15 protein-coding genes and 1 tRNA gene are annotated in these 18,218 nt (G+C 58.0%); 8 read left to right on the forward strand and 8 right to left on the reverse strand.

Annotated features, from left to right (window positions below):
• The 3 genes from paaK to paaG are packed head-to-tail and all read right to left on the reverse strand — an operon-like array spanning position 1 to position 2,543.
• Complete coding sequence (paaK, locus tag ACR0LZ_RS01440) at positions 1-1,311, reverse strand: phenylacetate--CoA ligase PaaK (protein WP_480747982.1); 1,311 nt, start codon at positions 1,309-1,311, stop codon at positions 1-3.
• A 15-nt stretch (positions 1,312-1,326) separates the two neighbouring features.
• Complete coding sequence (gene paaI, locus ACR0LZ_RS01445; RefSeq protein ID WP_480747983.1) at positions 1,327-1,755, reverse strand: hydroxyphenylacetyl-CoA thioesterase PaaI; 429 nt, start codon at positions 1,753-1,755, stop codon at positions 1,327-1,329.
• Between the two features lie 2 nt (positions 1,756-1,757).
• Positions 1,758-2,543 carry a 2-(1,2-epoxy-1,2-dihydrophenyl)acetyl-CoA isomerase PaaG gene (gene paaG / locus ACR0LZ_RS01450; protein WP_480747984.1) on the reverse strand — a complete coding sequence of 262 codons (786 nt, stop codon included), beginning with the start codon at positions 2,541-2,543 and terminating at the stop codon, positions 1,758-1,760.
• Positions 2,544-2,646: 103 nt separating this feature from the next.
• Between paaG and ACR0LZ_RS01455 the strand changes: the two genes are divergently transcribed.
• From ACR0LZ_RS01455 to ACR0LZ_RS01480, 6 genes are all read left to right on the forward strand, one after another.
• The gene (locus ACR0LZ_RS01455; RefSeq protein WP_480747985.1) at positions 2,647-4,692 is read left to right on the forward strand and encodes an FAD-dependent oxidoreductase; all 2,046 of its coding nucleotides are present in this window, start codon (positions 2,647-2,649) and stop codon (positions 4,690-4,692) included.
• Between the two features lie 61 nt (positions 4,693-4,753).
• Complete coding sequence (locus ACR0LZ_RS01460) at positions 4,754-5,773, forward strand: TRAP transporter substrate-binding protein (RefSeq protein ID WP_480747986.1); 1,020 nt, start codon at positions 4,754-4,756, stop codon at positions 5,771-5,773.
• Positions 5,774-5,826: 53 nt separating this feature from the next.
• The gene (locus ACR0LZ_RS01465) at positions 5,827-6,333 is read left to right on the forward strand and encodes a TRAP transporter small permease (RefSeq protein ID WP_480747987.1); all 507 of its coding nucleotides are present in this window, start codon (positions 5,827-5,829) and stop codon (positions 6,331-6,333) included.
• Positions 6,330-7,682 (forward strand): TRAP transporter large permease, encoded by a 1,353-nt coding sequence (locus tag ACR0LZ_RS01470; RefSeq protein ID WP_480747988.1) that lies wholly within the window; start codon positions 6,330-6,332, stop codon positions 7,680-7,682. Before ACR0LZ_RS01465 ends, ACR0LZ_RS01470 begins: the two co-directional genes overlap by 4 nt.
• Before the next feature lie 134 nt (positions 7,683-7,816).
• Positions 7,817-9,847 (forward strand): phenylacetic acid degradation bifunctional protein PaaZ, encoded by a 2,031-nt coding sequence (paaZ, locus tag ACR0LZ_RS01475; RefSeq protein WP_480747989.1) that lies wholly within the window; start codon positions 7,817-7,819, stop codon positions 9,845-9,847.
• Positions 9,848-9,945: 98 nt separating this feature from the next.
• Complete coding sequence (locus ACR0LZ_RS01480; protein WP_480747990.1) at positions 9,946-10,749, forward strand: PaaX family transcriptional regulator C-terminal domain-containing protein; 804 nt, start codon at positions 9,946-9,948, stop codon at positions 10,747-10,749.
• Between the two features lie 88 nt (positions 10,750-10,837).
• On the opposite strand, the gene ACR0LZ_RS01485 is transcribed toward ACR0LZ_RS01480, so the two are convergent.
• A tRNA-Met gene (locus ACR0LZ_RS01485) sits at positions 10,838-10,914 on the reverse strand.
• A gap of 210 nt (positions 10,915-11,124) precedes the next feature.
• Between ACR0LZ_RS01485 and ACR0LZ_RS01490 the strand changes: the two genes are divergently transcribed.
• Entirely contained in the window at positions 11,125-13,533 is a 2,409-nt protein-coding gene (locus ACR0LZ_RS01490; RefSeq protein ID WP_480747991.1) for a ligase-associated DNA damage response DEXH box helicase, read from the forward strand.
• 53 nt (positions 13,534-13,586) lie between these two features.
• Positions 13,587-14,249: a ligase-associated DNA damage response endonuclease PdeM gene (gene pdeM, locus ACR0LZ_RS01495; RefSeq protein WP_480747992.1), complete on the forward strand. Its 663-nt coding sequence runs from the start codon at positions 13,587-13,589 to the stop codon at positions 14,247-14,249.
• Here the strand turns inward: pdeM and ACR0LZ_RS01500 are convergent.
• The 4 genes from ACR0LZ_RS01500 to ACR0LZ_RS01515 all read right to left on the reverse strand — a co-directional run bounded on the left by ACR0LZ_RS01500 (position 14,246) and on the right by ACR0LZ_RS01515 (position 18,189).
• Complete coding sequence (locus ACR0LZ_RS01500; protein ID WP_480747993.1) at positions 14,246-15,010, reverse strand: LytTR family DNA-binding domain-containing protein; 765 nt, start codon at positions 15,008-15,010, stop codon at positions 14,246-14,248. The genes pdeM and ACR0LZ_RS01500 overlap by 4 nt on opposite strands.
• Positions 15,011-15,205: 195 nt before the next feature.
• Entirely contained in the window at positions 15,206-16,096 is an 891-nt protein-coding gene (gene folD / locus ACR0LZ_RS01505; protein WP_480747994.1) for a bifunctional methylenetetrahydrofolate dehydrogenase/methenyltetrahydrofolate cyclohydrolase FolD, read from the reverse strand.
• 55 nt (positions 16,097-16,151) lie between these two features.
• Positions 16,152-16,457, reverse strand: coding sequence for a chorismate mutase (locus ACR0LZ_RS01510; protein ID WP_480747995.1), 306 nt, complete (start codon positions 16,455-16,457; stop codon positions 16,152-16,154).
• A 55-nt stretch (positions 16,458-16,512) separates the two neighbouring features.
• On the reverse strand, positions 16,513-18,189 hold the full coding sequence (locus ACR0LZ_RS01515; RefSeq protein ID WP_480747996.1) for a formate--tetrahydrofolate ligase: 1,677 nt from the start codon (positions 18,187-18,189) through the stop codon (positions 16,513-16,515).
• Positions 18,190-18,218: the final 29 nt, after the last annotated feature.

The following is an 18,218-nucleotide window of genomic DNA, read 5'->3' on the forward strand; positions in this document are numbered from 1 at the left end:
TCACTCCTTGTCGCGGTTGTCGACAACGCGCTTGGCCTTGCCCTGAGAGCGTTCGACATCACCGGGTTCCCCTACAATAATCTCGGTGGAAACGCCAACAATGTCCTTGATCCGCTTGGTCAGCATGCGGGCGGCGGCGGTCTTGCTCAACTCGTCCGCAGCTCCGGGCAACGCTTCGACAAAAACGCGCATCGCGTCCATGCGACCGGCCTTGTAAAGCTCGATCTGGTAATGCGGAGAGATCCCGCCGGTGGCCATCACCTGTTCTTCGACCTGGCTGGGGAACACGTTGACCCCGCGTAGAATGATCATGTCGTCGGAGCGACCGGTGATCTTTTCCATCCGCCGCATCGACCGTGCGGTCCCCGGCAAAAGCCGGGTCAGATCGCGGGTGCGATAGCGGATCATCGGCAGACCTTCCTTGGTCAGCGTTGTGAACACCAGTTCTCCCATCTCGCCATCGTCACAAACCTCGCCGGTTTCGGGGTTGATGATTTCTGGAAAGAAGTGATCTTCCCAGATCACGGGACCGTCCTTGGTCTCTACGCATTCATTCGCCACTCCCGGACCCATGATCTCGGACAGGCCGTAAATATCGACCGCATGCATGTCGAAGGCCTGTTCAACCTCTTTGCGCATCGCGTCAGTCCAAGGTTCGGCCCCGAACACACCCACCTTCAGCGAGCTTTCGCGGGGATCCATGCCAACCTTCCTGTATTGTTCGAGAATGTTGAGCATATAGGACGGCGTCACCATGATCCCGTCGGGCTTGAAATCAGTGATCAGGCCAACCTGTTTCTCGGTCTGCCCGCCCGACATCGGAACCACCGTCGCTCCCAGACGCTCGATCCCGTAATGCGCGCCCAGACCGCCTGTGAACAGGCCATAGCCGTAAGCGTTGTGCACCATGTCACCGCGACGCAGACCGCTGGCCCGCAAGGACCGAGCCACCAGATCTGCCCAGTTGTCGATGTCATTCTGCGTATAGCCCACGACGGTCGGCTTGCCCGTCGTACCCGATGACGCGTGCAACCGGATGATTTGTTCGCGCGGCACGGCGAACAGGCCAAACGGATAGTTGTCGCGCAGATCGTTCTTGTATGTGAACGGGAACTTGGCCAAGTCGCTCAGGCTTTGCAGGTCATCCGGATGCACCCCGGCCTCGTCGAACCGATTCTTGTACATCGGCACGTTGTCATAGGCGTGGCGGACGGACCATTTCAACCGGTCCAGCTGCAGGGCACGGATTTCATCGATCGAGGCAATCTCGATCGGGTCTAGATCAGCCTTGTTGGGGGTCAGGTCCTTCATGGTATCCTCCTCGCCTTACTCTTCGTCAAACAAAGTGCCGTTGATCGCGCGGGACATACCTCGAAACTCCGCAATCTTTCGGCCGTCCTGATTTGTCACAGTGATGTCATAAATTCCGTTACGCCCTGTCAGGCTCACTTCGGTTGCGATCGCTGTCAGCCGGTCGCCCAATCGCCCCGGCGCGATGTAGCTGATCACGTTGTGCTGCGCGACGGTGGACTGATTTCGGCTGTTGCAGGCGAACGCAAACGCGCTGTCCGCCAGCAGAAACGTCACGCCACCATGACATATCTTATGCCCGTTGCAGTGATGCGCCTCGACCGTCAATTCCGCCGTCGCGGTACCTTCATCGATATGAGTGATTTCTATCCCTGCCCATTTCGAGGCATTATCTTCGGCCCACATCATCGCTGCCGATTCTTCTGCGCGTTCTTTGGGAGTCATATTCACCTACCTTGAAATCTCGGCGCGCGTTTTTCGAGGAAAGCTGTGACGCCCTCGGCATAATCGGCGCTTTCACCGCAGGTTTTCATGGCATCCGCTTCCAGCTCAAGATGGTCCGTCAACGTATTTACCGCAGCGGCCTGGATCGACTGTTTTGTCAACCCCAAACCAAGGGTCGGACCATTAGCGAACTGCTCGGCCATTGCACGTGCTTCGGTCATGAGTTGATCGTCCGGCAATGCCTTCCAGATCAAGCCCCAATCTTCGGCTTGCTTTGCCGGTAACGGTTGCGCCGTCAGCGCCAACCCCTTAGCTCGAGCTTCGCCCAACAGGCGAGGTAGGTGCCAAGAACCGCCGGTGTCAGGGATCAGGCCGACCTTAGAAAACGACTGGATGAATTTTGCACTTTCAGCTGCCATAACAATGTCGCAGGCAAGCGCGATATTGGCGCCAGCCCCCGCGGCTACCCCGTTCACCGCGCAGATGACCGGAAAATCCAGCGCCCGGATCAGGCGGACCAGCGGCGCATAGAACGTGCGAACCGTGTTGCCAAGATCGGGAGGACCATCCATTTTCGAAGGATCACGATCCCCCAGATCCTGCCCTGCGCAAAACCCGCGCCCCGCCCCAGTCAACAGTATCGCACGCGCACCATCGTCGCGCGACGTTTCTAATGCGGATCGAAGCGCATTGTGCATCTCATCGGTAAAACTGTTCAGCCTGTCGGGACGGTTGAGAGTGATTTCAACCCAATTCCCATGGCTTTGGGTAAGAATCGTATCGGTCATCACCAGCTCGCTTTGCGATTATTTCAACAATGTTCTTGCATAAACCGAACGGTTGGTCAATAAATTCTTCACGAAACGATTCCCAGCCAATCGGGGCAAGGATATGTCTGACAAACCGGTGATCTCGGTAGAACGCAAAGGTGACATCGCTTGGGTGGAAATTGACAATCCGCCGGTGAATGCCACTTCGACCGCCGTTCGAGCGGGATTGAAGAAAGCGGTTGCTGACGTGCAGGGCGCGCGCGTGGCCATTTTGATCTGCGCGGGCCGCACATTCATCGCCGGGGGCGACATGTCGGAATTCGATCGCCCTGCAGAGGAACCGCATTTGCCCGATGTAGTCCAGTTATTTGAGGACAGTAAAACCCCATTTGTCGCCGTCATGCACGGAAACGTCCTTGGAGGCGGCTTTGAGATAGCAATGGCCTGCGCATGGCGTATCGCTTCCGAGGGCACGAAGTTTGGCTTGCCGGAAGTTAATGTCGGCCTCATCCCCGGTGCAGGCGGTACCCAGCGCACCCCGCGCCTGATCGGGATGCAGGCTGCGACCGACATGGCGTGCAGGGGTAAAATATTTGACGCGGAAGAGATGCTCGCTTTGGGCGGAATTGACCAGATTGTGTCGGGAGACCTGCGTCAAGCTGCTGTGGAGTTCACCCGAACCCTTCAGAACCGGCCCGAAATTGTCAGCCTGCGTAAATCCGACACATTGGATCGCGACACCTATGAGGCGACCGTCGCCAGTCTTTCAAAAGCCGCCAAGGGGCAGAAGTCACCCGTCCTGAACCTGGAAGCGCTGCAGTGGGTCGCGCGGCCTTTTTCCGAAGGTCAGCCTAAGGAACGGGCGCTGCATCTCAGACTTCGCCAATCCGATGAGAGCCGTGCACTTCGGTACGTTTTTTTTGCCGAAAGGATTGTCAGCAAACCCAAAGCGATCGACGGCGTTACCCCACGTGACCTGAACCAGATCGCAATTGTCGGCGGCGGTTTGATGGGCGCTGGTATCGCCACTGCCTGCCTAAGTGGCGGGTATTCGGTCACCCTGATCGAGCGCGATACAGAGGCTGCCCTGGCCGCCCGCGATCGCGTATCCGGCCTGATCGAAGGGGGCGTCAAACGGGGGAAAACCAGTTCCGAACAGTATCAAGAAATGCTCGGGAAACTGAACACGACCAGTGATTATACCGATGCAGCCGACGCCGATCTAGCGATAGAGGCAGTGTTCGAAGATCTCGACACAAAACGCGGCGTGTTCTCGCAACTCTCAATGGCGATGTCGAAAGACGCCATTCTGGCTACCAATACGTCCTACCTTGATCCGACCCTGATCTTCGACAGCGTCGCCAACCCGGCCCGCTGTTTGGGGCTGCATTTCTTCAGCCCTGCGCATGTGATGAAACTGCTGGAAATCGTCAAGACGCCTGATACCGCATCAGAGGTACTTGCAACTGGTTTTGCATTTGCCAAGAAACTGCGCAAGATTGCGGTCCTTTCTGATATCTGCGACGGCTTCATCGGGAACCGAATGCTTGCCGCATACCGGCGCGAGGCTGAATACCTGCTGGCCGATGGTGCCCTGCCTCACGAGGTCGACGCTGCCATGCGGGCGGAGGGCCTGCCGATGGGGCCATTCGAGTTGCAGGATCTGACGGGATTGCAAATCGCCTGGGCCAATCGGAAACGGCAAGCCCCCGCCCGTAACCCGCGTGAGCGCTATGAGACCATCGCTGATACGCTTTGCGAGATGGGGCGGTTTGGCCAAAGAACCGGTGAAGGGTGGTACAAATATGACGATGGGTCACGTTTCCCCCAACGCGACCCTGAGGTTGAAACCCTGATCGAAGCCAATTCAACACAGCGTGGCATCACTCGCCGAAAGTTCACCCCAAAAGACATTGCAGATCGGCTTCTGGCTGTGCTGGCCAACGAGGGCGCGCTGATCGTGCAGGAAGGAATCGCCGAACGCCCGGAAGACGTGGATATGGTTCAATTGCACGGCTACGGCTTTCCGCGCTGGCGCGGCGGGCCGATGCATCTGGCCGCGAAGAATGGCCCGGAACACATGGCCGCAATCATGCGAAAGCTCGAAATCGAAAGCCCGAATTCGTGGCAACTCGCCGATCCGATGCAGAATAACTTAACCTGTTGATGGTTACAAAAAGGACCATTAACGCATTTATGACTCACGTTTTGGAGGAGGAAATCCAGTCATGAAATTCACCAAGCTCTCATCCCTGTTGGCTTCGGCCGCGCTGGCAGTAAGCGGCACCGTGGCGATGGCGGCGGACTATACGCTGACCATTTCCAGCTGGGCGCCGCCGACCCACGGCATCAACGCAATGATGTGGCCCAAGTTTGTCGAGATGGTCGAAGAGGCAACCGACGGCAAGGTGACCGCCGAGCTGAAGCTTGGCATCGCACCACCGCCCGCGCAGATGGACCTGATCCAGGATGGCGCCGCCGATGCCTCGATCATTTTCCACGGTTATCAGCCGGGGCGTTTTGTCGTCACCAAGCTGATCGAACTGCCCGGATACGAAGGCTCGGCCGAGGCGGCTTCGGTTGCCTATTGGCGCACATATGACAAGTACTTGAAGGCCGCAGACGAGCATCGCGGCGTCAAGGTGATCGCCCTGCACACGCATGGTCCCGCCCAACTCCATTCCAACTCGTCCGTGACCGGCCTTGACCAGTTCTCGGGCCTCAAGGTCCGTATTCCCGGCGGTGTCGGTGGCGATGTCGGTACGGCGTTAGGCGCGACCGGCATTCAGGTTCCGGCCCCAAAGGTCTATGAAACACTTGCATCGAAAGCGGCCGATGGCGTTGTTATGCCCTTCGAATCCCGCAAAGGTTTCAAGCTGACCGAAGTCGCGCAAAACGTCTATGAAATGCCCGGCGGACTTTACCGTGGTTCCTTCGCCTTCATCATGAACGAAGACACTTTTGCAGATCTGCCTGAAGATATTCAGGCCGTATTGGAAGAGAAGGTGTTCGGCGAGCCGCTGAGCCGCGAGATCGGCAAGATCTGGGATGAGATCGACGCCATTGGCCGCGAGGAAACCGAAGCTGCCGAGGGCAATGCAATCAACGCTGCCTCGGATGCAGACCTTGAGAAATTCGCGGCGATTGCCGAAGACATCCGCGCAAAGGTCATCGCCGAAGTCGACGCAACCGGCGTAGATGCGCAGGCCGCCTATGACATGATCAAGTCGGAAATGGCGGGCAACTAAGCCCATCACCGGGGGCGGCAGTCGGCCGCCCCTGAACCTCCGGGAGACCATTCATGACATCCCTTATTCACCTTGTGCGCCGAGCCAGCATCCTGCCGGTGATAGTGGCCAGCATCGCCCTGTTCATCCTGATGGTGATGACCTTCTGCGACGTGATCCTGCGCTCGGTGTTCAATTCGCCCATCGAAGCCGCCACTGAACTTACCCGCATCTTTATGGCTGTTCTGGTGTTTTCCGTGTTGCCAATCATCTCGGTAACCAACGGCCAGATCGCCGTGGATCTGACAGACAGTTTTTTTCACCGGTTCCGGCTTGATCGCATACGTGATGGCATCATCTATCTGGCGAGCGGCATCATGATGTACTGGCCCGCGCAACGTGTCTGGATTCTGGCCGAGCGCGCGCGCGACTATGGGGATGTGACCGAATACCTGGCCATTCCGACCTACATCGTTGGCTGGTTCATCACGATCTCGGTGGCAATCACCGGAGTTGTGATGATCGTTACCGGCCTTCTGCACTTCTTCGCACCTCACTACCTCTCGGAGCACACCCAATGACCGCAGCACTGATCGGATTTGCACTGGTCCTGATTCTGGTGCTCGTGCGCCTGCCTATTGTTTTCGCGATGGGTTTGGTCGGGACGCTGGGCTTCGCTTACGAGCGCGGCGGCTCGATCTTTGACGAACGCGGCCTCAAGGCCGCGATGTCGATGGTTGGTCGTCAGATCACGGACACCGCCCAGGACTATGGTCTTTCTGTGGTTCCATTGTTCATCCTCATGGGTCTTTTCGTGAACAAGGGCGGAATGGCGCGCGAGCTCTACGCAGTGTCCAATGCTTTTCTTGGCCACATGCGCGGCGGTATCGCCATGGCAACCGTTGCGGCCTGTGGTGGCTTTTCGGCCATCTGCGGATCATCACTGGCCACCGCAGCCACCATGTCCAAGGTCGCCATGCCGCAGATGCGCCGCTATGGTTATTCGGATGAATTGAGCACCGCCTCCATCGCGGCGGGCGGCACCTTGGGTATCCTGATACCGCCCTCGGTCATCCTTGTGATCTATGGGCTTCTGACCGAAACCTCGATAGGAAAACTGTTCATGGCAGGGATCATTCCGGGGCTTCTGGGCATCCTGTTCTACCTGTTTGCCGTGCGTTGGACCGTGTGGCGCAACCCCGAGGCCGGCCCCGCAGGCGAACGCGCCGGCTGGGGCGAACGGCTCCGCGCGCTTGGGTCTGTCTGGGCTGTCTTGCTGCTGTTCTTCCTTGTTATTGGCGGCTTGTACGGGGCCTTTGACTTCCACCCCCTGAACCTGACTTTTTCGCCGACCGAAGCGGCGGGAATGGGGGCCGCAGGAGCATTTCTGATCGCCTTGTTCCGTGGCGGTTTGACCGTCGGCTCCACATTTGAGGTGTTGAAAGAAACCACCTTCACAGCGGCGGCCCTGTTTTCGGTTCTGATCGGGGCGCAGATCTTCTCAAACTTCATCAACCTCGCGGGTCTTCCTGAAGCCCTCATAGGGTTAGTTACTGCCTATGACGTATCGCCTTTCGTCGTGATCCTGATGATCCTGGGCATATACATCATCCTGGGCTGCGTGTTTGAATCCCTGTCGATGTTGTTGCTGACCGTGCCTATCTTTTTTCCACTGGTGACTTCGCTGGGTTATGATCCAATCTGGTTTGGCATTGTCGTTGTGGTTGTGACCGAGATATCACTGATCACCCCACCGGTCGGACTGAACGTTTTCATCCTGAAAGGGGTTGTCGGCGACGTCTCGACCGGCACGATTTTCCGTGGCGTGACGCCTTTTTGGGTGGCGGATATCTTTCGTCTGGCCCTGATCGTTCTGGTCCCCATCGTGGTTCTGTATCTGCCTCAGCAGATGGGCGCACTAGGTCACTGACATTTCCGTTGGCCGGAGCTTTCGCCTACGCCATTCGGGTATGGTACAAACAACAATTTATTGACCGATCGTTCGGTTAATTATATAGTAATCAATACGCCGCCGTAGCCGCGTGACAGGAACAGGAGAGTCCCATGAGCTTGCAACAGATTTCCAGTTTTGCCGCCGGAGATTGGGTGGCTCCCGGTGCGGGCGCACGCATCATCGCTTCGGCCATCACTGGTGAACCAATCGCAACTGCAGGAAACTCGGCCCTGGATGTGCAGGCAATGCTGGACTACGCCCGCAGCAAGGGTGGCCCGGCCCTACGAAAGATGACCTTCCACGAGCGCGCCAAGATGCTCAAGGCTCTTGCGCAGGCTCTGAACGCGCGAAAGCAGGAGCTGTATGAGTTGAGCTTCAACACTGGCGCGACCCAGTCCGACCATCTGATCGATATCGACGGCGGAATCGGCACGATGTTCGTTTTCGCCTCCAAGGGCCGCCGTGAGATGCCTGATGGGCACGTCTATCTTGACGGCGACGTGGAACAGCTTTCTCGCAACGGCACCTTTCTCGGCCAGCACGTCTGTACCCCGCTACAAGGTGTTGCCATTCACATCAACGCCTTCAACTTCCCGGTCTGGGGGATGCTGGAAAAGCTGGCCCCCACCATGTTGGCGGGCGTTCCGGCCATCGTAAAGCCCGCCACAAACAGCTGCTATGTCACCGAACTGGCAGTTCGGATCATGCTTGACAGTGGCATTCTGCCAGCGGGCGCGTTGCAACTGGTTTCCGGCGGTCTGGGTGACACGCTGGATCGTTTGGACTGTCAGGATGTGATCAGTTTCACCGGCTCGGCCATCACCGCACTGAAACTGCGTCAGAACCCCGTTATTCTTGAAAGCTCCGTGAGGTTCGTGGCCGAGCAGGACAGCCTCAACGCTTCGATTTTGGGGCCGGACGCCGAACCCGGCTCAACCGAGTTCGACCTGTTCGTCAAGGAAGTCGCGCGCGAGATGACCACCAAGGCGGGGCAAAAGTGCACTGCCATCCGCCGCATCATCGCACCGCAAGCGCGAGTTGAAGCCGTGATCGACGCTCTTTCCGCACGACTGTCGAAAACCGTGATCGGAGATCCCCGGCTGGAAGGCACACGGATGGGTGCGTTGGTATCGAACGGGCAAAAAGCGGATGTTCTGGCCAAGGCTGCGATCATTGGTCAAGAAGCCGAGCGCGTATTTGGCGACCCCGACGCATTCGAGGTGGTAGGGGCAGATGCGGCCAAGGGAGCGTTTGTGCCGCCGATGCTGTACCATTGCGCCGATCCTGACAACGCCGCCCGGGTGCATGACACCGAAGCCTTTGGCCCTGTCTCGACGATCATGGGGTATCGTGATCTGGATCATGCGGTCGCCCTCGCAAATCGCGGTCAGGGTTCGCTGGTAACGTCTGTCATCACCCACGACCCGCAGGTTGCCCGAGACATCGTGCTGGGCGCGGGAGCCTATCATGGACGGATCTACATAAACAATCGGGACTCGATGAAGGAAGCGACCGGCCACGGCTCTCCCCTGCCTCACATGGTTCATGGCGGTCCCGGCCGCGCCGGCGGCGGTGAGGAAATGGGTGGTGTGCGCGGTGTGAAACATTATATGCAGCGCACCGCGGTGCAGGGTTCGCCCGAAATGCTGGCCACCATTGGGGAGAAATGGGTACCCGGAGCAGCGGAAATCAAGGGGCCAGCCCACCCCTTCACCCGAAAGTTCGGGGAACTGGCCTTGGGCGAAACTCTGCACACTCCATCGCGCACCATCACGATGGACGACATCGAACATTTCGCGCAATTCACCGGTGATACATTCTATGCCCACATGGACGAGGAAGCCGCTGGTCGGAACCCCTTCTTTCCCGGCCGCGTGGCACATGGCTATCTGCTGCTATCCTTTGCTGCCGGCCTGTTCGTGGAACCGAACGAAGGGCCGGTTCTGGCCAATACCGGGCTTGACGGTCTGCGCTTCATGAAACCCGTCAGCGCTGGCGACAGCATAAAGGTACGCTTAACTGTCAAGAAAAAGACCCGCCGCACTGACGATTATGGCGAAATACGCTGGCATGTCACCCTGACCAATCAGGATGACGAGTTGGTGGCGGAATACGAGTTGCTTACGATGAACGCGTATTGATCGGCGGGCCTGACCCGCTTGCCCGCGAATCTGACCCGCGTTGTTTGGCGACAAATAATCGGATTTTCTTATCGGTCGCACAGGTTTAATCTGTCTTCATGACGAATGGGAATACCTGGTTCGAAGATGCTGCAGCCGAATTGGCGGACCCTCAGAACCAGAGGGTCTGGTCCATTATCGTGTCCCTTTTCGGCGATTTGGCGCAGGAGCGCGACGCACGGATCTCTGGCGGCGCACTAAGCCGGATCATCGAACCGATGGGTATCAAGCCCGAAGCTATACGCGTCGCATTGCATCGACTTCGAAAGGACGGCTGGATTGAAAGCGTCCGCTCAGGGCGCGAATCCAAACACTTTCTCAGCGAATTTGGCAGAACCCAATCGGCGCAGGTCACACCGCGCATTTACGCCCGCGACCTTCAGATTCCAGACCGATGGCACCTGTTGATCGCCGAAGATGGGCCTGGCGTCCACACGCTGGATGACCTGATGATGGCGAGTGACTATACCGCCTTAGGTCGAACTGTTGCGCTTGGCGCCGGCCCTGCTCCAAGGAATTGCGAAGACCTGGCCGTTTTTGAGGTTTCGGCGCACGCCGCACCGGTCTGGCTCCAAAACCGCCTCTGTCCTCCGGACCTGCGAGAGGCGTGCAACAGCCTACAACACTCCATTCGGACTGTGCTTGAGGCTCGCCCTGCGAACTGGCGACCCACGCCGTTACAGGCCGCAACCCTGCGAACTCTGATCGTGCATCGATGGCGCCGCGTGGTCCTTAGACACCCGGAACTGCCCGCTGTCTTCTTCCCGCCGGATTGGTCTGGAACCACGTGCCGAAGAGACGTGTTTCGTTTTCTGGACACTTTGCCACGCCCGTCACTCGATCAGATCAATGCGTCAGTCTGATCCGGCCTTGAGATTGCATGACAAGGCATGGGTCGGCGGCTCTGCGCGAGCAAAGCCATCTGAAAGCGTACAATGTTTTCAGGGTATTTGGTAGCGGAGGAGGGACTTGAACCCCCGACACGCGGATTATGATTCCGCTGCTCTAACCAACTGAGCTACTCCGCCACAAGTGAGAGGGCATTTAAGGGAGGGGCCAAGAAGGGTCAAGAGGGAAATGTAGTGTCCCGAGAATGTTTCCAACAATTCGAAAACACGCGAAAGGGATTGGTGCAGATCGCACAAACGCCGCAGTCACTGTGCTCTTGCGCACCACTGGCTAGCGAGAATTTGAGACTGTTGTTTCAGTCGGTTGGCCGTGCGGGATAGTCTGATCTTATGGTAATGATTCCCGCTCCTATCTTGAACTGGTTCAGGTCGAAAGGTTGGGCGATCCATCCGCATCAGATCGCACTCTTCGAGAAAGCCGCGAAACCTGGAGCATTGCTCGTCGCGCCCACTGGCGGAGGCAAGACCATGGCCGGCTTTCTGCCGACTCTCGCGGAACTAGCCGATGGGTCACATTATGGGCTGCACACGCTTTATGTCTCGCCACTCAAGGCTTTGGCTGCGGACATAAAACGGAACTTGCGCGCGCCAGTGGACGAAATCGGCCTGCCGATCCGTGTCGAAGACCGAACCGGCGACACTTCGGTGACGCAGAAGAAACGTCAGCGCGCCGATCCGCCGCATGTCCTGCTGACGACCCCTGAAAGCTTGGCTCTGCTGACGTCATATGAGGACGCACCAAGAGTTTTTGCTGGTTTGGAACGGGTGATCGTCGATGAAATCCATGCCTTGGCAGAAAGCAAGCGCGGGGACCAATTGATGCTGGCGCTGGCCAGGCTTCAATCCATGCGCCCAAACCTGCGCCGTGTGGGCCTGTCAGCCACGGTCGAGGATCCGCAATCGATCGCGTCCTATCTTGCCCACCACCCCGATCCTTGCGAAATCGTTCTGGCCGACCCGGGGCCGGACCCGGATATTTCGATGCTTGAAATCGGTCAGGCACCGCCGTGGTCCGGCGGAGGAGCGGCTTATGCGATCCCTGCCGTTCTGGAACAGGTCAGGAAACACAAGACCACGCTGATCTTTCACAATACGAGAGCGCAGGCCGAAATCTTCTTTCACAATCTGTGGTTGGCGAACGATGACCGGCTACCGATTGGTATACACCACGGCAGCCTTGACCGGCAACAACGTGAACGGGTCGAAGCCGCGATGGTGCGGGGAGAGTTGCGTGCCATCGTCTGCACTGGCTCATTGGATCTGGGGATCGATTGGGGCGACGTGGATCTGGTGATCCAGATCGGCGCTCCCAAGAACGTCAAGCGGCTGGTCCAACGGATCGGACGGGCGAACCATCGCTACAATGCACCCTCCAAGGCGTTGCTGGTGCCCGCAAACCGCTTTGAAGTGGTGGAATGCGTTGCCGCTTTGGAGGCGGTGCGAGCGCGCGATCTGGATGGCGAGCCACGCGGCCGTGGTCCTCGCGATGTCTTGTGCCAGCATATTCTGATCGCAGCCGCATCGGGCCCCTTTGATTCCGAGGCGCTTTATACCGAGATGTCGGCAGCTGGGCCATTTTCCGACTTGAGTAGAACAGAGTTCGATGCCTGTCTCGATTTCTGCGCGACAGGCGGCTACGCCTTACAGGCTTACGACCGTTGGCAGCGATTGCAGGAGCAACCAAACGGTATGTGGCAGCTGCGCGACCCTCGCGCAGCACAGCGGATACGCATGAACATCGGAACGATTCAGGACGCCGACATGCTCAAGGTCCGCCTGAAACGAAACAGAGGCGGAAAACCGTTGGGAGAAGTGGAGGAAGGCTTTGCCGCCTCACTGACACCCGGTGACACATTTCTGATCGGCGGCCAGATCGTGCGGTACGAGGGGTTGCGTGAAATGGTCGTCGAAGTCAGCCGGCAGGCTAGTCGAAAGCCAAAGATCGCAGTGTTTTCCGGAAGCAAATTCTCGACATCCACCCAACTGTGTTCGCGCATTCTTGACATCTTTGCGCAGCCCGACTGGCCACAACTCCCCGCGCACACGGCCGAATGGCTGGCACTGCAACGCGAGGTTTCGCAGTTACCCCGGCAAGGTCGACTGCTGATAGAAAGCTTTCCCAGCGAAGGGCGCGAACATATCTGCGTTTTTGGTTTTGCCGGTCGAAACGGACAACAAACCTTGGGCTTGCTGTTGACGAAGCAGATGGAGGAACAGGGATTGGCGCCACTTGGCTTTGTCGCTAACGACTATGCAACTCTGATCTGGGGATTGGATAAAGTTTCCGATCCTCGATCTTTGCTTGAAGTAGAGGTGCTGCGCAACGGCTTGGAACGATGGTTCTCCGGCAATCAGTTGATGAAACGCACATTTCGAACCAGCGCAACAATTGCAGGGCTGATCGAGCGCAACATAGCGGGGCAACGCAAGACCGGTCGGCAGGCCACATTCTCATCAGATATCCTTTATGACACTTTGGTCAAATATGACCCCGAACATTTGCTGTTGCAGATCACACGTGAGGAGGCCATGCGCGGACTGGTCGATTTCGCGCGGATCGAAGAGATGCTGGAACGCGTCGACGGCAGGATTGATCTCATCCGCCTGAACCACATTTCTCCACTGGCGGCTCCATTGTTTCTGGAAGTCGGGAAAGTGGCAATTAGGGGCGAGGCCGAAGAGCGGCTGCTGGCCGAGGAAAGTCAAATGCTTCTGCGGCACGCGGGCCTCGCCCCTTGAGGGCGATCGATTTCGGGTTGAAAACTCACTTCAGTCAGGCATAGCAACGTACCATGAACGGGTTTGAGTTTTCATTTTTCGGGCAAAAACTGGTGGCCCTTGGGTCCGGTGCTCTATGGTGGCCGGAACAGAAATTGCTCTGTGTCTCAGACCTTCATTTCGGAAAATCTGAACGCGCTGCTCGCCGCTACGGGGCTTTTTTGCCGCCTTACGAAACACGGGATACGGTCGACAGGCTTGCCGCCGATATTGCGCTGTCTCGCGCGTCCACTGTTGTCTGCCTTGGAGACAGTTTCGACGACCTCGATGCAGCCAAAAAAATGCCGGCAGCCGAAAGGGCGCAGATTGCGGCATTGCAAGCCGGCCGCCGTTGGATCTGGATCGAAGGAAACCACGATCCTGGACCCGTCGACATGGGCGGTGCGCATCTGTCCGATTGGGCATGCGGGCCACTGACCTTCCGACACATCGCGGCTTCTGGCAGTAAGGCTGAGATTTCCGGTCATTTTCATCCCAAAGTCACCCTTCGTGTCCGTGGACGAAGCGTGTCAAGGCCTGCTTTCCTTGTGGATGCGGTGCGCCTGATCCTGCCCGCATATGGCACCTATACTGGAGGGCTGCGCAGCGACACAAGCGCTTTGACCTCGCTTTTTGCCCTGGACGCAATCGCAATTCTCACTGGCCCTCAACCCAGACCAGTGCCAATGCCCCGCTAAAGGATTCCTGCTGCTTCCAGATTTGGGCGGTATTTTCGGCCGACCGGCACCAGATCTCCGTTCGTCAAGCGCAATACAATCTTGCCATTCCGTCGTTCCGAACTCTGGATAGCAGCAGAGGTGACCCAATGAGATCGGTGGGCACAATACCCCGGAACCGGATCCATCTCATCGATGGCATCACCAAACCGGATTCTAATGGTGTGCGTTCCCTCACTCGTGACAACCTCGACACAATGGTCTGTGGCCGTCAGCCGAAGAATGTCGCCGCCAAACGCCTCTGGCAAACGCCGATACAATCTGGGCTTAGCAGGTTCAGGGGTTTCGTCAGGCATAGTCTGAGCTTCCACAAGCCCGCGCCGCACCACCACCAGGCCGATCGCGAACAAAGCCCCGAATTTCGTCACTGTTGTAAACATGGGATCAGTGCCATCGGCGTATGAAAAAACCAAACTGGCCGAAATCCAAAGCCACGGCGTAAATAAAACCATGAACATCAAGACAACAGCGACATCTTTGATTGCCCGCCCGGACAAAACGCGCGCATTCTCGACGTATCGGATTGAAATGCGTGCAATCATGAGCGAGGCCGCCACCAATGCAAACCAAAAAGCGAGCCTGCGGGAGATCGATAAATCGACGCCACCCAAATTCTCAAAGGAAAAGGCCAAGACCAGAACAAGGGCAATTGCGGGAACGACCACGCCATACAGGCCGTGCCGTAGTTTCCGATATGCACTCCGAAGCATCTTCTCGTTCACCCAAATTCAACGATTTCAACCTGCTGGGGGATATGCAGGTTCCATAACCGTAGATCATTCAGATGTGAATAATTTAATATCCAATCCTGAGAAAACGAATACCGCCGCCGACAGGGCGTCAGCGGCGGTTCTCGAGATTTCATTCGAATCTGTGGTGCGGCGAGCAAACTCTCTAGGCGGCCCGGCCGGTCAGAATTACGCGGTTAGGCCTTCTGGTTCGGGGAGTTTGTTTGCGCGGCAGCAGGCGGTGAGGGTGTTTGCGAGCAGGCAAGCGATGGTCATGGGGCCGACGCCGCCGGGGACCGGGGTGATGGCGCCCGCGACTTGTGATGCGCTTTCATAATGTACGTCGCCGACCAGCTTGGTCTTGCCATCCCGCTCGATGCGGTTGATGCCCACGTCGATCACGGTGGCGCCTTCCTTGATCCAGTCGCCGGGCACCATCTCGGGGCGGCCAACGGCGGCTACAACGATATCGGCGCGGCGCACCACATCCGGCAGGTCCTTGGTGCGCGAATGCGCGATGGTCACGGTGCAGCTGTCACCCAGCAGCAGCTGCGCCATCGGCTTGCCCACGATGTTCGAGCGACCGATGACAACCGCATCCATACCCGACAGAGATCCGTGGTGATCGCGCAGCATCATCAGGCAGCCCAGCGGTGTGCAGGGAACCATCGACTTCTGGCCGGTGCCTAGCAGACCCACGTTCGAGATGTGGAACCCGTCCACATCCTTGGCCGGGTCGATTGAATTGATCACCAGATCTTCGTTCAGGTGCTTGGGCAGCGGCAGTTGCACCAGAATGCCATGAACGGCCGGATCATTGTTCAGCTTGTCGATCAGCGCCAGCAGGTCCGCCTCGGAGGTATCCACATCCAGCTTGTGCTCATAGCTGTTCATTCCGACCTCGACGGTCATCTTGCCCTTGGAGCGGACATAGACCTGGCTGGCCGGGTCTTCACCCACCAGCACCACGGCCAGGCCGGGGGTGATACCGTGTTCTGCCTTCAGTTTTGCAACCTGACCGGCCACCTGTTCGCGTACCGTGGCGGCAAAGGCTTTTCCGTCGATTACTTGCGCGACCATTTTCGATCCCTTCCATCAGCTTCGGCCCGGGGCGCAACTCGGCGCAGGCCGCTTTTCAGTCAGCGCCGATCACCTGCTCTTCACGGGCGATCGACCAATCAATCAATATGCGCCAAAGACGCTCGGCTAGATCCGGATCCATTCCAGAAACGGCAGCGGTAGCGCGGACGTTATGAACCACCTCTTCGACGCGGGCCGGAATGCGGGCGGGCATGGCCTCAGTCGGCTTCAGTTCGGTCGCACGGTCGATATAGCGCGTGCGAGCCACCAGCATTCCGATCAAGTCCCGATCAATCCGGTCGATCTGAACCCGCAACTCGCGCATCGTTGTGCAATCCTGCGGCGGTGTCAAAGGGGGCATTGGAATCTCCTGTGGCCCGGGATGTCCCGGGCCACGGATTGGCGTATTTCGACGCTTAGAACAAGCCCTCGATCTGACCTGCGTCATTGAGACGGATCGTCTCGGCCGCCGGCTTGCGCGGCAGGCCTGGCATGGTCATGATCTCACCGCAGACAACCACGATGAACCCAGCACCGGCGCTCAACCGCACTTCGCGAACCGGAACCGAATGGCCCGTGGGCGCGCCGCGCAGGTTAGGATCGGTCGAGAATGAATACTGGGTTTTCGCCATACAGACCGGCAGATTGCCATAGCCAGCCTCTTCCCAATCCTTCAACTGGTTGCGGATCGACTTGTCAGCCAGAACCTCGTCAGCGCGATAGATGCGCTTGGCGATGGTTTCGATCTTTTCGAACAGTGGCATGTTGTCGGGATAGATAGGCGCAAAGTTGGCCATATCGGCGTCGGCAATTTCCGCCACCCGGCGGGCCAACGCCTCGGATCCTTCGGAACCCAGTTCCCAGTGACGCGACACAATCGCCTCGGATCCATGCTCGGCCACATAAGCCTTGACCGCCTCAACCTCGGCATCGGTGTCGGTGACGAAGTGGTTGATGGCAACCACAACCGGGACGCCAAATGATTTGACGTTCTCGATGTGACGGCCGAGGTTCGCACAGCCTTTCTTGACCGCATCGACGTTTTCCGCGCCCAGGTCGGCCTTGGCCACGCCGCCGTTCATCTTCATCGCACGCACGGTGGCAACAACCACAACCGCAGACGGAGCGATACCCGCCTTGCGGCATTTGATGTTCATGAACTTCTCGGCACCCAGATCGGCCCCGAAGCCTGCCTCGGTCACGACATAGTCGGCCACTTTCAGTGCGGTCTTGGTGGCGATGACCGAGTTGCAGCCATGCGCGATGTTGGCAAACGGGCCACCATGCACGAAGGCGGGGTTGTTTTCCAGCGTCTGCACCAGGTTCGGCTGCATCGCGTCCTTCAGCAGAACGGTCATCGCGCCTTCGGCCTTGATATCGCGGCAATAAACCGGCGTCTTGTCGCGGCGATAGGCCACGATGATGTCACCCAGGCGCTTTTCCAGATCCTGCAGATCGTTTGCCAGGCACAGGATCGCCATGACCTCGGAGGCCACGGTGATGTCATAACCCGCTTCCCGCGGGAAGCCGTTCGACACGCCGCCCAGCGAACAAGTGATCTGACGCAAAGCACGGTCGTTCATGTCGACAACGCGGCGCCAGACAACGCGGCGCATGTCAATGGCCTGCTCGTTGCCCCAGTAGATGTGGTTGTCAATCATTGCAGACAGCAGCGAATGCGCCGAGGTGATGGCATGGAAGTCGCCGGTGAAATGCAGGTTCATCTCCTCCATCGGAACAACCTGCGCATATCCGCCGCCAGCAGCGCCGCCCTTCATGCCAAAGTTCGGACCCAAGGACGCTTCGCGGATACAGATCATCGCGTTCTTGCCGATGCGGTTCAGACCATCGCCAAGACCAACGGTCGTGGTGGTCTTGCCCTCGCCCGCCGGCGTCGGGTTGATCGCAGTCACAAGGATCAGCTTGCCGTTTTCGCGGCCCTGAACCGAGTTGATGAAGTCCTGACTCACCTTCGCCTTGTCGTGGCCATAAGGCAGAAGGTCATCGCTGGATATCCCCAGCTTCGCACCGATCTCTTGAATCGGCTTCTTGTTCGCCTCGCGGGCAATTTCGATATCGGATTTATAAGCCATTGGGCGTGATCCCTGATTGAAGTCCGTGC

The sequence above is a fragment of the Ruegeria sp. CI1 genome, assembly GCF_056536925.1.

Coding starts and splice junctions, on each gene's coding strand:
- paaK (WP_480747982.1), bottom strand. CDS start 1,311: ATGAAGGACCTGACCCCCAACAAGGCTGATCTAGACCCGATCGAGATT.
- paaI (WP_480747983.1), bottom strand. CDS start 1,755: ATGACTCCCAAAGAACGCGCAGAAGAATCGGCAGCGATGATGTGGGCC.
- paaG (WP_480747984.1), bottom strand. CDS start 2,543: ATGACCGATACGATTCTTACCCAAAGCCATGGGAATTGGGTTGAAATC.
- ACR0LZ_RS01455 (WP_480747985.1), top strand. CDS start 2,647: ATGTCTGACAAACCGGTGATCTCGGTAGAACGCAAAGGTGACATCGCT.
- ACR0LZ_RS01460 (WP_480747986.1), top strand. CDS start 4,754: ATGAAATTCACCAAGCTCTCATCCCTGTTGGCTTCGGCCGCGCTGGCA.
- ACR0LZ_RS01465 (WP_480747987.1), top strand. CDS start 5,827: ATGACATCCCTTATTCACCTTGTGCGCCGAGCCAGCATCCTGCCGGTG.
- ACR0LZ_RS01470 (WP_480747988.1), top strand. CDS start 6,330: ATGACCGCAGCACTGATCGGATTTGCACTGGTCCTGATTCTGGTGCTC.
- paaZ (WP_480747989.1), top strand. CDS start 7,817: ATGAGCTTGCAACAGATTTCCAGTTTTGCCGCCGGAGATTGGGTGGCT.
- ACR0LZ_RS01480 (WP_480747990.1), top strand. CDS start 9,946: ATGACGAATGGGAATACCTGGTTCGAAGATGCTGCAGCCGAATTGGCG.
- ACR0LZ_RS01490 (WP_480747991.1), top strand. CDS start 11,125: ATGGTAATGATTCCCGCTCCTATCTTGAACTGGTTCAGGTCGAAAGGT.
- pdeM (WP_480747992.1), top strand. CDS start 13,587: ATGAACGGGTTTGAGTTTTCATTTTTCGGGCAAAAACTGGTGGCCCTT.
- folD (WP_480747994.1), bottom strand. CDS start 16,096: ATGGTCGCGCAAGTAATCGACGGAAAAGCCTTTGCCGCCACGGTACGC.
- ACR0LZ_RS01510 (WP_480747995.1), bottom strand. CDS start 16,457: ATGCCCCCTTTGACACCGCCGCAGGATTGCACAACGATGCGCGAGTTG.
- ACR0LZ_RS01515 (WP_480747996.1), bottom strand. CDS start 18,189: ATGGCTTATAAATCCGATATCGAAATTGCCCGCGAGGCGAACAAGAAG.